The following is a 16,931-nucleotide window of genomic DNA, read 5'->3' as shown; positions in this document are numbered from 1 at the left end:
AGAGAAGTCGTGGTCGGAAAACAGGTCAGTCCGAGGCCGGGAGGCGGCCGTCGTGGCGCTGTTCGCTGTGCAGTCCCGCGGCTGGCGGCAGGTCCCAGAACGCGCAGACCTGCTTTCCGTCGTCCGCCGTGGGCAGCACCGGCCACTCGTCGCGGAGGGCCTCCGCCAGGAGCAGCCCCCTGCCACCGGCCGCGCTGCGACTCGGCCACTTCACTACCGGCCGGTCGGGACGCGGGTCCTCGACGCCGACGGCGAGGACATCGGGCATGTGGCCGATCCGCGCCCGGATCTCGAAGTCGGTGACGTGTCCCGGCCTGTGGCGCACGGCATTGGTGACCAGCTCGCTGACGACCAACAGCACGTCCTCGAGTCCGGCCCGCTCGTACAAGCCCCACAGCCGCAACGCCTCCCGTGTGAAGGACCGGCCCGTGCTGACGGAACGGTCCTCGGCCGCCAAGAGCAGCAGCCCCGTTCCGTCGCGCAGCCGGCCCGGGCCGCTGCCGTCGGGAAAGGCGCGGGCCAGAGCTTCAGCGGGCGATCCGGAAATGGAGGACATGCCTTCCCCCTTTCGGGGTGACGGCCGGGCCCAGCGGCGGGGCCGAGGAGGGACGAAGGTGCCGGGGTGCTGCCCGGGCCCGGAAAGACTCGCTCCGGCGGACAGGCCCGGCAACCGGACGAAGTTGGGCCGGGAAGGCCGAACCGGGCCGGGAGCCGGGCCCTTTCGGGCACCGGCCCGCTTCCGCCGGTGGGACCCGGGCCGTTTCGGCCCGGAATCGCGGCGATCCGCTCCCCGGCATTCATCAAGACCCGCACAATGGCCGGTATGACGAATCGTCACGGCCGCTCCTGTGTCAGGCGTCTGCGTACGTCGCCCGAGGTGCTGGACCGCGGTCTTCCGGCGCTGGTGGCGGCCCTGCAGGAGTGCTGCGGAAGCAGCGCCCTTCGTGCTCACCGGGAGGCCCGCGGCTGGAGCCGCCCCGAGGCGGTCACCCGGCTTGCCGCCCTCGCCGAAACCGACGGAAGCGCGCCGTTCAGGGGAACCCGCGAGCTCCTGCGAACCTGGGAGGACCTCGGCGCCAGACCCCGCGAGCGGGCCGCCGGACTGCTGTGCGCCCTCTACGAGGCCTCGCCCGGCGACCTCGGTCTGGGAAGCCCCGCGCCCGGCGGCGCCCAGTTGGTCGGCGCGCCGGCCCGCCAACCGCAACCGGCCGACCCGGTGCACGACCACGCGGAACGCACCCGCCGCGCGATCAACCGCACCCTCGCCACTGCAACGGTCAGCCCGGGCGAGCTGGACCTGCTCGACGAGCGCCTTCACAGCTCCCGCTGCCTCTACGTCACCGCCCCGCCCGAGCAGATGATCCAGCACCTCCTCGAGGACCTGGACGACATCCAGGCCCTGGCCGCCGAACGGCAGCCGGCCGCCGCCCAGGCCCGGCTGTCCGAACTCACCGCCGTCGCCGCCACCCTGGTCGCCGACGCCATGATGAAACTCGGGCGCCTGGCCGAGGCACAGCGCTGGTACGGAACCGCCCGGCTCGCCGCCGACGACGCTGGCAACCCGGAGCTCCGCGCCCGCGTCCGCGTCCAGACCGCCATGCTCCCCTACTACTACGGGCCCCTGCTCGCCGCCGCGCAACTCGCCCGCGAGGCGAGACTGCTGAGCCGCGGCCGCCCGGGAGCGACCGCGGTGTTCGCCGTGGCGGCCGAGGCCCGCTCGCTCGCACGGCTCGGCGACCACGACAACGCCACAGCCGCGATCCGCCTGGCACTGAACCTCTTCGAGCACTGCCGGAGCGCACACCAGGACGACGCCTGGGCCTTCCCCGAACGCCGGCTGTGGCTCTACCTCTCCGGCGCACACACCGCACTCGGACAGACCAGCCAGGCCCGCCACGCCCAGCAGCAGGCACTGGCCCTCTACCCCGAAGGACACACCGGCATCGACCCGGCCCTGCTGCGCCTGGAGGAGGCGATGTGCCTGGTCATGGACCACAGCCCGACGGAAGCCCTGCAACTGGCCGTCCACGCCTACAGCGAGGTTCCCGGCCCGCACCGCACCGCGATCCTCGGCGCACGGGTCCGAGACGTCATCGCGATACTCCCCGACCGGCTGCAAACGGGCCGCCCGGCCCGCCAACTCCAGGAGATGCTCGCCCTGCCCGCCGGCCAGGGGTGACATCGCCGCACCGCGTAGGAAAGTCTGACCATCATGACCACCACCGCAGTCACCGTCGGCGGTTTCGCCGCCGCGCACCTGGCCTCCGTCCTCGACCGGGTGTGCCGCACCGCCGGACTCGACCCGGAAGGCGCGGTCCTGCTGCGCGGCCACACCAACGCCGTCTACCACCTGCCCGGCGAACACGTCGTGGTCAAGATCGCCCGCCGCGGAACCCCGGCCGACTCCGTCCACCGCACCGTCGCCCTGGTCACCTGGCTCACCGCACAGGGCTTCCCGACCGTCGGCCTGCACCCGGGGCACCAACCGGTCCAGACCGACGGGCACCTCGCCACGATCTGGACCCACCTCCCCCAGCCCGGCCACCCCGTCGCCGCCGCGCAACTGGCCGCCCCTCTGAAGGCCCTGCACCAGCTGACCGATCCACCCCTGAAGCTGCCCTCGGTCGACACCGTCGCCGCCATCCGCCGCTCCCTGGCCGCCGCCAGTTCCCTCACCGGCAACGAGCGGGACCATCTCGCACGCCGCGTGGATCGGCTGGAGGCGGATCTCGACGCCGTCACCTACCTGCTGCCGCCCTCGGTCATCCAGGGCGATCCCCAGCACCGCAACGCCCTGCACACCGGCGACGGCCAGGCAGTCCTGTGCGACTGGGACACCGCAGCGTTCGGCCAGCCCGAGTGGGACCTGGTCACCGTCGAGATCCACTGTCGTCGCTTTGGCCACGGTCGGGCGCACTACCAGGACTTCGCCCGGCGTTACGGACTCGACATCACCACCTGGGACGGCTACCCCGTCCTCGCCGCGATGCGCGAACTCAGGATGATCACCACCAACGCCAAACGCGGCGGCACCGACACCCTCGCGGAGGTCCGACGACGCATCGACCAGCTCGCCGACAACGACACCCGGCACCGGTGGAACATCCTGTGATCCGGCGGCCGTCGTCGACAGCGCGCCAGTTAGCGGCCCGCCGGAGGGCCGCTGGAGCGCACTGAGGGATCCGTCGCCCCTCCGGCTGCTGGACGGGTCGTCTACGGGTCCGATGCTGGGGCACGCCGAACCGGGGCCGCCTTCTCGGCTGTGGCATGACGCTGGCGTCATGCCACAGCCGGAAAGGGGGCGCATCGCGGAGAGCTGCAGTGCCATCGGGGGCTCGTCCAAGGTCGGAGACGTCGAGGCACAGCCGTGAGCGGCAGCCTCGGGGACAGGTCTCAACCGTGGCTCGGGAACGGTGGCATCACCAGGCCGTAGGGTGGCCATCCGGTGGCCACCTTCGGGGCGCGAACGGCCCGATTACCCGAGTCGGGAGGCCGGTTTGTCCGGGTTAGAGGACCGGCTGAGGTCCGGTCCCAGGTGGAGATGGCCACCAGATGGCCACCCGGCGGCCTGGTGCTGCCGGACCGACGGCGGCACGGTGGAGGTTCGGAGGCGGCGAGCCCCGGTCGGCCGTACGGTGCGAGGAGGCGAGGATGCCGCTCCCGGTCCCTTCCCTGTTGGACGCTGCGGGCTCGGGATGACCCGCGTCGACATGCTGCTGCGGCTCGCTGACGAGGAGATGCCGGCGGCTGTGGCGAGGCGTGTGGCCGTTGTTCTTCTCGCCCGGCACCTGCCGGAGCTGGCCGACGATGTGGCGTTGGTGGTCGCGGAGCTGGTCGCGAACGCGGAGAACCACGGCGGCGGACCGGCCGAGGTCGGCATCGCCCGCTACGAACGCGGGATCGCTGTGACGGTCACCGACCGCAGCGGCGATTGCGAACGGATCAAGGAGTTTCTGAAGGGAATGCCGGTGGACGGAGATTCGACGGCCGAGAGCGGCCGAGGCCTGGCCCTTGTGGACGCCTGTTCCACGGGGTGGAGCGTCGATCCCGCGTGTCCGGCGGGCGCCACCGTGACGGCACTCTTCCGAGCGGCGGATCCGACCTGATGGGCCGTCTGGACTCCGTACCGCGGCACCTGGCGCCCGGCCTTGCCATCCATCCGCTCGGGGTGGGGTGCCGTTCCATTGGAGCGCTGCCGGTGTCGCGCCCGGTTCCGGACAGCGAGTGGCTGGACGGCATGCGCAGCGCAGTCGAGCGCGGGGCCGACTTCTTCGACGTCGCCGACACCTACGGGGCGTCCGAGGGGCACGCGGAGCGACTGATCGGCCAGGTGGTCCGGGAGTGCCGCCGTCAGGGGATCACGCTCAAGGTCAGCAGCAGGGCCGGGCACAAGGGATCGGCTCCCCATCCCTACGCGGGACCCCACCTGAGGCATCAGCTCGAGCAGAGCCTGGAGAACCTGTGCGTGGAGCAGGTCGACCTGTTCGGGCTGCCGTCCCACGACTTCGGGCCGAGCGACTGCTACCTGGGGCCGGCGATCGAGGTCCTGCGGACGATGAAGGATTTGGGCATGATCGGGGCGATCGGTCTCGTCGGCCCGCATGGAAACCCAGCGACGGCGCCGGACGCGGTCGGACACAAGCGCTTCGACCAGCTGTTCACCCTGATCCGACCCGACGTCGTCCTGCTTCCTTTCAACGCCCTGACCCCGCTCGCGGCCCTCCCCGACACCGGGGAGAGCGATCTGCTCTCCCGAGCGGCCGGGCAAGGCGCCGGCGTTCTCCTGACCTCGCCGCTGGCCGGTGGGCTCCTGGCGGGGACGTCACGTCGTGCGCAGGGGCGTTCGACACGAGAGAACGGGACCAGGGCCGTCGTCGCTCGCGCGCTCGAACCGCTGCGCCGCCACCTCGGCGGCCACCCTGCCGTCCTGGGGCAGGCCGCGCTGCGGTACTGCCTGTCCCGCGGACCACACACAGCGGTGGTCGCCGGGTTCGGGCGGGCCGAGCACGTCGCACTGAACTACGCCAGCCTGGATCTGGAGCTGTCCCCGCAGGACGAGGCCGCCATCGAAGCCGCCTACACGTCGTTGCGCGAAGCGCTCCGGCCGAGAACGGCCCGGCTCCTCCGTCAGGACAGGGCAATACGCTGAAGCGTCCGCCACCAGTACTGCCGGTCGTGGCGCCGCAGTTCGACCAGGTCGAGAGACTCGACGGCCAGGGCTACCGGTGCGAGAGTGCGCAGCGGTTCGACGGCGTCGATGAGGGGGCGTGCGGGCCGGTCAGCGGGGTTGTAGCCGATGCCGAGGTGTGGACGCCACCGCCCCGTGCTGGTTCCTCCGGGGACGCCGAGCTCGCGGCCGACGGCGGTGAGCTGCTGGTGCAGGTGCACCAGGCCGGTCCACGGCGCGATGGAGAAGCGGACCGCTCCGCGTGATCCGCTGAGAGGATGTGCCGACAGGGCCAGTCGGGGAAGCCGCAGTTGGTGGACGCGGTCGGCGAGGGCGTCCACGGTCCGGGCCGGGACGTCGTCCGTGTCGCCGATGCGCAGGACCGTGAGGTGCAGGCCCTCGGGCGGTGTCAGGTCGAGCCCCATGTGCTGGAGGGCGTGCTGGCACTGTGCCGCCCGGTCGGCGAGCAGCCGGTGCCCATCGAAGGTGAGCATCCAGTACAGGCGCCGAGTGCTGCTGTCCCAGCCGGGACGGTCCCAGTGGTCCACCAGGCGGTCGAGCCTCGCGTATGCCTCCCAGTCGGCGCGCACGATGGCGGCCGCGTCGTCCAGGTCGGACGGAGGTTCGGCCGGAAAGGCCTTGTCGTCGGGAACCAGGGCCACGTCGCGTCCTCCGCCAGCTCAGGCAGCGCCGGGGATCCCGGTGCTCCCCGCGACGGTACCGGCGGTGGGGTGCGCGCGGAAAGCTCGAAGCCGCTCGGCGTAGCCGCCGACAACCGGTTCGCTCTTCCACCGTGTAGCAGCACGCGTGTAGAGCTCGACACCGCGCAGCCACACGGACCGGATCGGGGCTGCGGTGCCCGACCCCAGCGCCCGCTGCCCTAGATCCATGGCCATCTCCACGTCCGGATGCGCCTGCTGGAGCAGCGCGGTGGCGACGTCGAGGCCCACCAGGGCGCGGCTCCACACGGAGCCGGAGCCGGCCAGCATCGGTTCGAGGTCCCGGGCCCGGTCGAGGACCTGGTCGGTGTCTCCGATGGACAGGTGGGCCGTGACCACGTTGGCCAGCGTGCGGGCCGCGGAGTACGGCGCGAACGCGATGCACGGCGTCAGCCCGGGAGGAACGTCGTGGCGGTCCGAGAGCTGCAAGGCCTGGTCGATGGCGTTCAGGGCCTGCAGACGGTGGCCGGCCCGAGCCAGAGCCCTGGCCCGGCCGTTGGCCAGCAGGCGGATCGCCTGGGGATGCTCGGGAGCGAGGGCGACGCCAGCGGCCGCCGCCTCGTCGGCCAGGTCGTAACGGCCCTGGTAGTAGTAGCCGAGGGATCGCGTGCCCAGGGCCCACATCTGCAGGCCGCGGTCACCGATCTCACCGGCGAGTTCCAGCGCCTCGGTGCTGTAGGCCTGGGCGGCGGCCGGCCGGTCGGCGTTGATGGCCATGTAGCCGAGGAGCCCGGAGGCCTGGCCGGCGAGGCGGTACAACTCGGTTCGGGTCCGGGGCGGCTGATGGCCAACCAGCAGGGTGTGGAGCATGCCGCGCAGCAGTTTCGCCTCACCGACGAGTTGGTGGGGCCCCAGCCGCTCGTAGCGGTCCACGATGCCCGTGATGGCGGTAGCGGCCATGGTGAGGACGGCGGCGTCGGTGTTGGAGGCGGTGAGCAGCCCGGTCTGGTCCCGCACCTGCTGCGGGTCGTCGAACTCCAGGGCGGGGAACTCGGTCGGAACCAGGTCTTCATCAGGGCCGGCTTCCAGCGGGAGGCCGAAGGTGTCCGGGTCCACCAACTCGAAGAGCGTCTCGACGGGCATGCCGAACAGGTGCTTGAGGACCAGGCGGACCTCGATGGTCGGGGCGGTGCGCACCCCCTCGGACATCCAGCGGCTGAAGGTCCTCCGGCTGACCGTGACCGTCCGCAGCGACGGCCGCTCCTCCTTGTCGGCCGCGGTGCGCGCGGCCCGGGTGAAGCGGAGGTCGAACACCTCGAATTTCTGCCACCTCCGTTCCAGGACGAGCAGCCGGAACCTGGGGACCCGCTCACCCATCACGTGCTCCTGTCAGTCATCGGGCTCTCCAACGGATCGGGCCGTGCCCGCGCCTGTGAGCACCCGCAGGGTCTCCGTGAAGCCCGACGCCAGGGCCCGCAGGACGGCCTGTCCCTTCTCGGGGGTGCCGAGGGACGGACGGCCGACGACGCCGCTGACGGTGGAGGCCTGGAGCCCCAGGACGAGCAGGTGGGGTCGTTCGGCCACGTGATCGGCCGCCGCGTAGTCGGCTCCGACGAGCTGGGGCCACAGGTGCATGAGCACGGAGGTCTCGATCTCCCCGGCGTGCATGTCCTCGTGCGCGGTGCTCTCCAGGCCGGCCGCGGCGCGTGCCGCTGCCCAGTCCTCGCGGCGCGGGAACAGGGCCATGCGCGGGCCCGCGACGTTGGCCTCCTGGACGACGTTCGCCAGCGCGTAGTTGCCGCCGTGGCCGTTCACCACGACCACGTGCTCGACACCCGAGGAGCGCAGGGACTCGGCGATGTCGGTGACCACCGCGATGAGCGTCTGCGCACGGATACTGACGGTGCCCGGCCACGCGGCGTGCTCCTGAGAACAGGCGATCGTGATCGGCGGCAGCAGGAACAGGTTGTAGGCGCGGGCGATTGCGTCGGCGATCGCGCACGCGACGAGCGTGTCGGTGGACAGCGGCAGGTGCGCGCCGTGCTGCTCGAAGCTGCCGACGGGCAGCACCGCGACGCGGCTCGCCCGGTCTCGTTCGTCGGCACTGGTGGCGGTGGCAAGAGGAAGGATCATGGTCACATTCTCCGGGGGATCAGGGCGATGGTGGTGCGGAAGCTCTCCAGCTCTGCCGGGCGGCTGGCGAGTGACCCGGCGAGCTGCGCCAGTTCCACCAGGGCTCGGTGCACGCGCCCGGATCCGACCGCGATGTTCGCAGTGAGGACCTGCTGTCCCGCGGCGCCGGCTTCGTCGGCCCGCCCGATCTCCACCAGGCAGGTGGCAAGCCGCACCCGGGCGAGCAGACCGTCCTGCCTAAGGCCGTCGGGCCAGTCGGCCAGGACCTCCTCCAAGACCGGTACCGCGCCCCGGTGGTCGTTCAGCAGCACCAGGCAGTGAGCCTCTTGAGCACGGACGTACGCGGGCACGCAGTGCAGGCCGATCGCCCCGGGGTCGCCCGCAGCGCCGATCCGCTCGGCCTGCTCCACCAACCGGCCGGCTTCGGCCGCGGCCCGCCGACTGCCCCTTCCGTCACCAGCGACCGCGTACGCCTCGGCCTGGCGAACCGCGCACAGCGCCCGGTCACGCGCGCTGTCCCCGGCCGACTGCCACGCCCGGCCGGCCAGCGAGATGGCCGCAGCCGCGTTCCCACGCTCCACCGCCCCCTGCGCCTGCCGCATCAGCACGTAGGACGCGAGAGCCGGATCGTCGGCATGCTGGGCCAGGAGCAGCGCTCGGTCGAGCCAGAACGTCGCCCGCTGTGGATCCCCCATGGTGTCGGCCGTCCAGCTCGCGAACTCCGCCCACCGCGCCTCCAGCGACATCAGGCTCACCGCGAGCCCACCGCCCGCCCGCTCCCGGAACTGCCGGATCACCGCCATCTCCTGGACCGCGGACTGGTGGATCTGCGCGGGTCCAAGCATGTTGTGCGCGGCGGACAGGATCTGCAGCATCCCCGTCCAGTGCGGCACCAGAGCCGGGTCCACCGAGGCCGACCCGTCGGTGAGCACCTCCGGCACGACCGGCCGTTCAAGGTCGCCATCGCCCATCCGGTCGTCCACCGGCTCCCGGAACAGTTCCTCGGCCGACGTCACGCGCTTGGCGAAGAGATGCTCCAGAACCAGGCATGCCTCGCGTGACGGCAACGTCTTCATGTCCCCGGTCAGCCACCGGGTGTAGGTCCGCTGCGAGACCGTCACCTGGGCAATCCGCCGATCGCCCTTCCTCGACGCCGTCTCCCGTGCGGCCCTCCCGAAGTGGAGACAGAACGCCTCGTAGGACCACCTCTCCACCTCGACCAGTCGGCGCAACAGTGTCATACGAGCTCACCACCCTCCTGCAGCGCACGGTGAGCAGCCAGGACGCGGAGCAGAGGGCCGGCCGCCTCCGGGACCATGCACCGCTTTCGCATCGCCGAGCAGGCACGAACCATCCAGGACACCCCCTGAGAGCCGACTCCGAAGCGCGCCGATCAACACACGGCGACCGCACCGGTACGCTTCGTCGAGAACCAGAATGTCCGTCAGACCGCGCCGGAGCAATGCGATTCACCAAAATGATGGCGCAAATTGCTCCACCACCCCTTGTCCGGGTAGGGCCGACCCGGGAAGACTGCCGCCATGCCCACCAGACAGGCCACCACCTCGGCCGCCCGCAAGGAGCTCGGTGACCTGCTGCGCCGCCTGCGCGGCCGACGCGGACTGACCGGACCGCAGGTCGCCGAGGCCACGGGCATCGACCCGGGCACCCTCAGCCGGTACGAGAAGGGCCATCGGAGAATCGAGCCCCCGACCGTCCGGGCGCTGCTCGACCTCTACAACGCCGAACCCTCCGCACGCGAGACCGCGGCAGAGCTGTGGCAGGCGGACTCGGCCGTCAAGGCGCGCCCCGCATGGTGGCGCCGCGGCTTCACCCTGCCCGAGGACTTCGGCCAGTACCTCGCTGACGAGCAGGAAGCCCGCCGGATCCGCTCCGTGGAGCTCCACCTGCCGCCCGGCCGCCTGCAGACCGAGGACGTCGCCACCGCGGTGATCGCAGGCATGCGGCCGGACCTGACCCGCCGCGAGGTCACCGGGCTCGTGGACCTTCGCATGCGGCGCCAGGTCGAGGCGCTCGGTGCGGAACAAGACATCCTGCTCGGACCGTCCGTCCTGGCTCTCCCCGGCCTCGCCCCCGGCGCCGTGCGTCGGCAGCTCGAGCGGATCCTCGAAGCCGCCCAGCAGCCCGGAATCACCCTGCGCGTGCTCCCGCCCGATCTCCCCTACCACCCCGGCCTCGCCGCTCCGTTCGTCCTGATGGACCCGCCGGTCGGCGGCACCTCCGTGTGGGTGGAGCTCCTGGACCGGAGCGTGCGGCTCCCCGACACCGCCGTGGAGCGCTACGAAGCCGCCTTCGCCACGATCGCCGCGCACGCGCTTACGGTCCCCGCAACCCTTGACCACCTCACCCGACTGATCACGGAGCGCACATGACTCTCGAACCGCTGGCACCGAGGCCTGATGCCCCGAGCCTGGCCGATGGACTGAACTGGGTGAAGTCCAGCCACAGCGGCGGCGGAGGGAACTGCGTGGAGGTCGCCGCCGTCGACCACCTGCGCTACATCCGCGACTCAAAGGATCCGCACGGCCCCGTACTCGCCGTCACGCCCGAGGCGTTTACCGACTTCCTCACCGCCGCTGCAACTGGGAAACTGGACGGCCCGGAGTGATCACGAGCCGGCGTCGGCATACGGCCGGGCCGGCAGGTACAACGGGGACCGGCCGTACGTGAATCCGTGTGAAGCCAGAACTGGGGCCTGCTCGGGCCCTTGCGCGTCCTCGCCGTACCGCCGGAGGCTCTGCGTCGCGCAGTGCGGTGCGACGTCCGGTGCGGGGGAGGCCACTTGGTCTTCCCGGCCGTTCAGCGGCGAACCGGGGCGGCGCCGCTGGGGGCGGCGAATTCGAGAACTCCGACGCGTCGCTCGCATGTAGTGCGCATGGCCCGACCTCGCGCCGGCCTGGTGACTGTTTCCATGCTTGCACCTTGGTTCACGTCTCTGCCTCGATACCAGGTGAGCGGCCTGACCGCCCCGGTGCTGGCCGGGCCGGCGGTCATCACATCGGCGGGACGAGAACAACGTCGGTGGCCGGACCGCGCTGGCGCACGGCCCGGACCAGGTCCAGCAGTTCGTCGTCCGGGTGCTCGGCGAGAAGCCGGTCCGCGTCGATGAACAGGACCTGGCGTCCTTCCCCGCGATCCGCGAGGCGGCCGAAGCGCCGTTCGGCGCCCTCCGGTCCGACCTCGCGGCACTCGATCGTGTGCAGTGCGCGCCTCAGCTGCGCGACGAACTCGCTCCGGGAGGCTCCGGCGGGCAGCACACGCTTCCCACTCGTCGCACGGCCGATCAATGCGGGTCCGGCTGCAAGTGTGTGGCTCATGGGCCGTATTCTGCCGCAACCCGCCGCAGCCCTGCAGGAGATCGGTCCGACCTCTGGCGGACGGGGTCGGCGTTCACGAGAGCGCGAGGCGTCGGCGGGTGCGGCGCAGCATAGTGCGTGGGTGACCGCGATTCCCGCACGTCTGGACCAGCCCGCCCGCCGACGCCGCCACGCTCAAACGGCGCCCGGCCCGAACCCTTGGGTGCACGGCGTCGCATGTTGGGTATTCGCCCATCGTCACCGTCGCGGGCCTGGTGGCCGTCTTCGCCGACGCCGGGATCGAGCGGGTCCCGGTTAACGGCGGCGCCCTCACCGCTGCCCGGCCGACCCGCGGGGTGCAGATGGCCACTGGCCCCCACCCCGCGTTCCCGACCGACGTGAAGCCCCATCTGACCGCCTTCCTAACCCAGGCCCGGAGCACCTCGAGGATCGAGGAACGCGTCTGCCCCGAGCGCGCCACCCACATCGGCCCGATGCGGGCCCTGGGGGCCGCCGTCAACGCCGACGGCAGTACGATCACCGCCGCGGTGCCAGCCCGCTGGCCGGTGCCGACGGGGCCGGGGAGGACATCCGGGCGGCCACCGCCGTGCTGATCGCCGCCCTGGCGGCCGAGGGCACCTCTACGATCCGAGGCATGTAACCACCTGCGACGCGGCTACGGCGCTCTGCTGCCAAAACTCGCCTCGCTCGGTGCCAAGCTGACGCTTGATCGGGAGATGCCGTGACCGCCAAGGCCCTCAAGATCATCAGCCAGCCGTGACCGCCCTGCCCGCGGCGACAGCCCGCCTGGCCGGGCCGGCCGAGGCCGTCGCCGACCTCAACCGGCCCGCCACCACCGCCTCCGTTTAGCTGCTGCGCCGCCCCAGCGGCCAGCACCTCGTCCTCAAAGGCAACGACAGCCCCGACTGCTACGCCCGGGAACTCCAAGCCCACACCGACGACCGCGGCCGCAAGCGCTGGCGATGGCAGCTGGATCTGAGCTGGGGACTGGACCATGACAGCCTGCTGGATCTGCTCACCGACACCGCGCTCACCCTCGGCCTGGAACTGTGGAAGCGCACCTGCACCTGCCGGCAGGCCCGACCGAAGGCCACCGGCTGCACGATGACCCTCCACGACTGCGGCCAGATCCTCGTCGTCCACGACCGCCACGTCCCCGGCCCGCCGTTCCCCAACGCACCAGGCGGCCCGCGCCATCCGCGTTGACCGCACACCCGGCAGACGTCCGCCCCCCGGAACCCAGGCAAGCCCATCCCGGCGGACCGGACGGGGATCGGCCGACCCGCAGCACCGTCCAGGCCCGCCCGGGCGAGGGAGCCCAGCCCGAAGCAGTGCAGCTCCGGCGGGCCGGGTGTCTACCGCTTCGCGCTGCGCCGGGTCGAACGGGTGGGCATCAGGCCTGGGAGACTGTCGTCGTGCCTGATCCGCCGATCGCCCAGCACGCGGTGGTCTCCACCCGAGCGTGGCATCGGCGAAGGGCGCCACCAGGAGGAGCTGACCTTACACCTCGTCAAGTCGGGTGACTGGCTGCCACGATCGTGTGTTGAGCCGTAGTCTTCGAGAATGGCAGCGTACCGGGGCGTGATCTTCGATTTCTTCGGTGTCCTGACCTTCAACATGGTCGAGGTCATCACATCGTTCGAGGCCAGGGAAGGGATCCCTCGGGGGACGTTCCTTCGCGCGTGGGCCGATCCCCGAGGGCAGGAGCTGTTCCGGCAGCTCGAGCTGGCCGAGATCGGCCAAACGGAATGGAACTCGCGGTTTGCGGTGCTGATGGGTGTGGCGCCGAACGATCTGATGGCTCGATACCTCCACGACGCGTTCCCGGCGTACTCGGTCATCGAGGTCGCCCGGCAGGCGCGGGCAGCGGGGATCAGGACCGCGGTGCTGTCCAACTCTCTCGGGCGGGAGCCGTATGACTCCTACGCCGGCTTCGACCTGCGCAACGCCTTCGACGTCGTGGTGCTGTCGGCGGAGGTGGGGCTGCGCAAGCCCGACCCGGCCATCTTCAGCCTCACGTTGGACAGGCTCGGCGTCCCGGCGGAAGAGACCGTATTCGTCGATGACAGCGAGCAGAACCTGGTTGCGGCTGCCGAACTGGGCGTCACTCCCGTCCACGGGCTGGACGAGAAGGTGACCGCCGCCCGGCTGCGCGGGCTCCTGCGTCTACCCGGCCTCTAGGAAGTCGCGCACCGCCGGGTCCGCGGCGTGCGGTGCAAGCTTGCCTCGTAGGTCCTTCAGCTGGGAGGCCGACCGTGCGGAGTCCACCGAGCTGAGGCAGGCCGCCGCGTGGCGGGCGGCGGCCACGGCTCCGTCGAGGTCGTCGAGCGCGAGGTGTGCCTCGGCCGCCCGGGCCAGGTAGATCGCGTGGGTGCGGGGGTACTCCTCGTCGCCCGGGTATGCCTCCATGCCGGCCGCGAATCTGCGCAGGGCCTCGGCCGGGTCGCCGAGGTCGAGGGCCGCCGATCCGGCGATCATCTCGATCTCGCCGTAGTCCACCCAGTACAGGGTCTTCGGGTCGTCGTCGCTCCGGCCCTTGTCCAGCGCGGCCCGGGCGACGTGGAGCTGGTGGGCCGTGTCAGCCTTCGCCCCGGTCTTGGACAGGGCCCGGGCGGTGCGGGCGGCGAGCATGGCGTCCATGCGCGGTGTCGCCTTCCCTCTGACCTGTGTGCGCGCTGTGTCGAGGAGGGAGACCGCTCGGCCGGCCTGTCCGGTGGAGTAGCACTGGATAGCGGCGAATGACAACGAGTACGCGCCGGTGATCACATCTTCGGCCTCGACGGACGCCCGTAGGGAAGCGTCGAAGTGGCGCTGGGCAATCCCGAAGCGCCCCTGGTCGAAGGCGGTCCAGGCGACCTGCCGGGATGCCTCGGCCGCGATCGTGTACAGGCGCCGCAGGTCGGCGTCGGTGTGCCGGCCCGCCTTGATCAGCCGCACGGCCAGGGACAGTTCACCGCCCGCCTGTTTGTGGACCTCGCCGCTGCCGAGTTCGTCGTCGACACGGCGAAGGTAGTCCAGCCGCTCCTCGAGGTGCGCCAGCAGCCGCGGGTTGCCGACGTGCACCATCGCGGGCCGGTCGGGCGGCATCTGCGCCACGGCTCTGGACCAGCTGGTCGCGGAGGCCGACAGGGCGACGCCCGCTGCGATGAAGCTCCTGCGATCCACTCTTCTCCCGTCCACCAGCTCGGTGAGAACCGCGAGGGTCGCGCCCTCCCACGGGGCGTGCCTGGCGGTGGCCGCCGGGGCGTCCGCGAGCGCGCTGCCGAACGCCCCACCTGTCTTGAGTACCAGGTCGTAGGCGGCAGCGACAGAGGCGGTCACCGGTCGGTTGCCGTTCTCGATGTTGCGCAGGTACGCCTCGCCGAAGCCGGCCGCGCGGGCGAAGGCCGCCCACGGTATGCCGGAGGCTCGGCGTGCTGCCCTCATATCGTTCCGCAGCCTCTCGGACACGGGGGCGCTCCTCGGGAATTGGGATCGCTGTTGGATCGGCCCGCTCCATTGTTCCCGCAGAGCTGGCGGTGTGTGCTCGGTTCAACACAGATCGCAACGATTTCTCGGCCGGACCAACGCGCCGGCTCTGTGCCCCTTGTCTGCCCCCTCGCCCGTACGTCGCTCACTGGGGCTCGAGGGCTTCCGACACCCAGAGAGAGGTGAACGATGAAACTGCAACCGTTGCCCCGGCACGCGGTCCTGATCTTCTCCGGTGGTCTCGACTCCACCACCGCGGCCTACCACCTCGCCGCGAACGGCACCCGACTGATCCTGCTGTCCATCGACTACGGGCAGCAGCACAGCGTGGAGCTGCGCCACGCCGCCAAGATCGCCGCGCTCCTCGACTCCCCGCATCACGTGCTCGACCTGCGGCCCCTGGGCGCCCTGCTGAACTGCAGCGCCCTCACCGACCCCGCACTCGCCGTTCCCGACGGCCACTACACGGACGCGACCATGCGCAGCACGGTCGTGCCGCACCGCAACGCGCTGATGCTCGACCTGGCCGTGGCTGTCGCGGTCGGCCAGGGCGCGGACGCGGTGGTCTTCGGTGCTCACGCCGGTGACCACCCGATCTACCCGGACTGCCGACCGGCGTTCCTTACGGCCTACCAGCAGATGGTCGCCGCGGCGAACGAGGGCTTCCTGCCCGACGGCTTCCAGATCGCGGCGCCGTTCCTGTCCATGACCAAGGCCGACATCGTGCGTGTCGGTGCCGCTGTGGGGGTGCCGTTCGAGCGGACCTGGTCGTGCTACAAGGGCGGCGCGGTGCACTGCGGGCGCTGCGGGACCTGCACGGAGCGGCGCGAGGCGTTCACCCTCGCCGAGGTCACCGACCCAACCGTCTACGCCAGCGCCGAGGCGGTGACGCGGTGACACACGGTCAGGATCTTTTCCGGATCGGCAAGACGTTCTCTTTCGAGGCGACCCGGACGCTGGACGGCGCGCTGGACGGCCGCTCCTTCCTCGCCGAGGTGACGCTCGTCGCCGACCGGCTGACCGGTCCCGGTTTCGTCGTGGACTTCGGGCAGCTGCGTCCGGTCAAACAGTACATCGACGCCAACCTCGACCACCGGCTGCTTGACGGCGTGGTCGACGGCACGCCCACCGGGGAGGCGATCGCCGACCACCTGCTCGCGTGGTGCCGGGAGTTCCTGCCTCCCACGGTGGCGGCCCGCCTGGAGACGGTCAGCATCCGGACAGGCCGCCGGCCGGCTGCGGACGCCACCGCGGTGCCGTTCGCGGCCTCGCACCGGCTCGGCGGACTTCCCGAGGGGCACCAGTGCGGCCGGTTGCACGGCCACTCCTACCTGGTGAGCCCCCTGCCCGGCGCAGGGCAGCTCTTCCCGGTCTCGATCGCCCAGTACATCAAGAGGGTGCTCGACGGACGGCTGCTGAACGACGTGGTGGACTTCGAACCCACCTCCGAACTCCTCGCGAGGCACCTGACCGGTCAGGCCGCGGGCGCCGTGGCCGGGTTGCGGGTGTCGGAGACGGAGTCCAGCTGGGCGGAGTTCCGGACCGGTGCCCGATGACCGCCGCGCTCGCGCCGGGCGAGGAGGCGGGGACGCGCGGTCTGTGGATCGCGGACACGTTCGCGGACACGGTCCAGGGGGAGGGGCCCAGCACCGGGGTCCCGGCGCTGTTCATCCGCACCAGCGGCTGCAACCTGGCGTGCCGACCGTGGTGCGACACCCCGTACACCTGGGACCGTGCGCGCTTCGACCTGAGTCGGGAGCGCCGGCGGATGAGCGTCGAGGAGGTGGCCGACTGGGCGCTGGAGCGGCCGGAGCGCCTCGCGGTGATCACTGGCGGGGAACCGCTGATGCAGCAGAAGGCCATCGTGGCGCTGGCGTGGAGGCTGAGCGCGGGGGGCAAGCGTGTCGAGATCGAGACGAACGGCACCTACCCGCCGTGCCGGGAGCTGGTGGACGCCGGCGTGCACTTCAACGTCTCACCCAAGCTCGGCAACTCCGGCATGCCCGCCGGCCGGCGGATCCGCGACGACGTGCTTAAGAAGACGTCTCATTTGGGCTTGTAGGCTGGTCCGGTGACGATCGTGGAGCGTCTGGTGCCGGACGAGTTGTGGGAGTTGTTCCAGTTGGTGGTGCCGGCGGCGCCGACCCGCCCGCAGGGCGGTGGTCG

17 protein-coding genes and 1 pseudogene are annotated in these 16,931 nt (G+C 71.4%); 11 read left to right on the top strand and 7 right to left on the bottom strand.

The genetic code is table 11. The annotated features are described in order from the left end of the window. Positions 1-25: 25 nt before the first annotated feature. Entirely contained in the window at positions 26-556 is a 531-nt protein-coding gene (locus PUR61_RS01915; protein ID WP_329874920.1) for an ATP-binding protein, read from the bottom strand. A gap of 267 nt (positions 557-823) precedes the next feature. Here PUR61_RS01915 and PUR61_RS01910 point away from each other — a divergent pair, with 267 nt between their 5' ends. From PUR61_RS01910 to PUR61_RS01895, 4 genes are all read left to right on the top strand, one after another. Beyond that, on the top strand, positions 824-2,179 hold the full coding sequence (locus PUR61_RS01910; RefSeq protein WP_329874919.1) for a hypothetical protein: 1,356 nt from the start codon (positions 824-826) through the stop codon (positions 2,177-2,179). Between the two features lie 33 nt (positions 2,180-2,212). Continuing rightward, a complete protein-coding gene (locus PUR61_RS01905; RefSeq protein ID WP_329874918.1) occupies positions 2,213-3,112 on the top strand; it encodes a phosphotransferase family protein in 900 nt (299 codons plus the stop codon). Between the two features lie 583 nt (positions 3,113-3,695). Beyond that, on the top strand, positions 3,696-4,106 hold the full coding sequence (locus PUR61_RS01900; protein ID WP_329874917.1) for an ATP-binding protein: 411 nt from the start codon (positions 3,696-3,698) through the stop codon (positions 4,104-4,106). After that, a complete protein-coding gene (locus PUR61_RS01895) occupies positions 4,106-5,149 on the top strand; it encodes an aldo/keto reductase (protein ID WP_329874916.1) in 1,044 nt (347 codons plus the stop codon). The genes PUR61_RS01900 and PUR61_RS01895 overlap by 1 nt, the downstream gene beginning before the upstream one ends. On the opposite strand, the gene PUR61_RS01890 is transcribed toward PUR61_RS01895, so the two are convergent. Genes PUR61_RS01890 through PUR61_RS01875 form a run of 4 tightly spaced genes read right to left on the bottom strand, consistent with a single transcriptional unit; the run spans position 5,128 to position 9,200 of the window. Next, entirely contained in the window at positions 5,128-5,829 is a 702-nt protein-coding gene (locus PUR61_RS01890) for a 2'-5' RNA ligase family protein (protein ID WP_329874915.1), read from the bottom strand. The two genes, PUR61_RS01895 and PUR61_RS01890, sit on opposite strands and share 22 nt — an antisense overlap. Before the next feature lie 18 nt (positions 5,830-5,847). Then, complete coding sequence (locus PUR61_RS01885) at positions 5,848-7,203, bottom strand: hypothetical protein (protein WP_329874914.1); 1,356 nt, start codon at positions 7,201-7,203, stop codon at positions 5,848-5,850. 12 nt (positions 7,204-7,215) lie between these two features. Continuing rightward, positions 7,216-7,959 carry a creatininase family protein gene (locus tag PUR61_RS01880; protein WP_329874913.1) on the bottom strand — a complete coding sequence of 248 codons (744 nt, stop codon included), beginning with the start codon at positions 7,957-7,959 and terminating at the stop codon, positions 7,216-7,218. A gap of 2 nt (positions 7,960-7,961) precedes the next feature. Next, positions 7,962-9,200 (bottom strand): hypothetical protein, encoded by a 1,239-nt coding sequence (locus tag PUR61_RS01875; RefSeq protein ID WP_329874912.1) that lies wholly within the window; start codon positions 9,198-9,200, stop codon positions 7,962-7,964. A gap of 300 nt (positions 9,201-9,500) precedes the next feature. Here PUR61_RS01875 and PUR61_RS01870 point away from each other — a divergent pair, with 300 nt between their 5' ends. Together PUR61_RS01870 and PUR61_RS01865 are read left to right on the top strand one after the other, a co-directional pair. Continuing rightward, on the top strand, positions 9,501-10,352 hold the full coding sequence (locus tag PUR61_RS01870) for a helix-turn-helix domain-containing protein (RefSeq protein ID WP_329874911.1): 852 nt from the start codon (positions 9,501-9,503) through the stop codon (positions 10,350-10,352). Then, positions 10,349-10,588, top strand: coding sequence for a DUF397 domain-containing protein (locus PUR61_RS01865; RefSeq protein ID WP_329874910.1), 240 nt, complete (start codon positions 10,349-10,351; stop codon positions 10,586-10,588). Before PUR61_RS01870 ends, PUR61_RS01865 begins: the two co-directional genes overlap by 4 nt. Before the next feature lie 385 nt (positions 10,589-10,973). Here the strand turns inward: PUR61_RS01865 and PUR61_RS01860 are convergent, their stop codons facing one another. Next, positions 10,974-11,297, bottom strand: coding sequence for a hypothetical protein (locus tag PUR61_RS01860; RefSeq protein ID WP_329874909.1), 324 nt, complete (start codon positions 11,295-11,297; stop codon positions 10,974-10,976). A 341-nt stretch (positions 11,298-11,638) separates the two neighbouring features. Between PUR61_RS01860 and PUR61_RS45105 the strand changes: the two are divergent. Both PUR61_RS45105 and PUR61_RS01855 read left to right on the top strand, forming a co-directional pair. Then, positions 11,639-11,758, top strand: a pseudogene (locus PUR61_RS45105) (hypothetical protein); the annotation flags it as partial. A gap of 1,102 nt (positions 11,759-12,860) precedes the next feature. Then, on the top strand, positions 12,861-13,478 hold the full coding sequence (locus PUR61_RS01855; protein ID WP_329874908.1) for an HAD family hydrolase: 618 nt from the start codon (positions 12,861-12,863) through the stop codon (positions 13,476-13,478). On the opposite strand, the gene PUR61_RS01850 is transcribed toward PUR61_RS01855, so the two are convergent. After that, positions 13,464-14,723 (bottom strand): transcriptional regulator, encoded by a 1,260-nt coding sequence (locus tag PUR61_RS01850; RefSeq protein ID WP_329874907.1) that lies wholly within the window; start codon positions 14,721-14,723, stop codon positions 13,464-13,466. The genes PUR61_RS01855 and PUR61_RS01850 overlap by 15 nt on opposite strands. Before the next feature lie 231 nt (positions 14,724-14,954). Here PUR61_RS01850 and queC point away from each other — a divergent pair, with 231 nt between their 5' ends. Genes queC through PUR61_RS01835 form a run of 3 tightly spaced genes read left to right on the top strand, consistent with a single transcriptional unit; the run spans position 14,955 to position 16,827 of the window. Then, the gene (queC, locus tag PUR61_RS01845) at positions 14,955-15,662 is read left to right on the top strand and encodes a 7-cyano-7-deazaguanine synthase QueC (RefSeq protein WP_329874906.1); all 708 of its coding nucleotides are present in this window, start codon (positions 14,955-14,957) and stop codon (positions 15,660-15,662) included. Next, positions 15,659-16,321 carry a 6-carboxytetrahydropterin synthase gene (locus tag PUR61_RS01840; protein ID WP_329874905.1) on the top strand — a complete coding sequence of 221 codons (663 nt, stop codon included), beginning with the start codon at positions 15,659-15,661 and terminating at the stop codon, positions 16,319-16,321. The genes queC and PUR61_RS01840 overlap by 4 nt, the downstream gene beginning before the upstream one ends. Then, complete coding sequence (locus PUR61_RS01835) at positions 16,318-16,827, top strand: 7-carboxy-7-deazaguanine synthase QueE (RefSeq protein ID WP_329874904.1); 510 nt, start codon at positions 16,318-16,320, stop codon at positions 16,825-16,827. Before PUR61_RS01840 ends, PUR61_RS01835 begins: the two co-directional genes overlap by 4 nt. The last annotated feature ends 104 nt before the right edge of the window (positions 16,828-16,931 follow it).

The sequence above is a fragment of the Streptomyces sp. BE20 genome (genome assembly GCF_036322525.1).
Taxonomy (GTDB): domain Bacteria; phylum Actinomycetota; class Actinomycetes; order Streptomycetales; family Streptomycetaceae; genus Kitasatospora.
The sequence above is the reverse complement of the archived record's forward strand: the minus strand, read 5'-3'. Positions and strand labels throughout refer to the sequence as shown.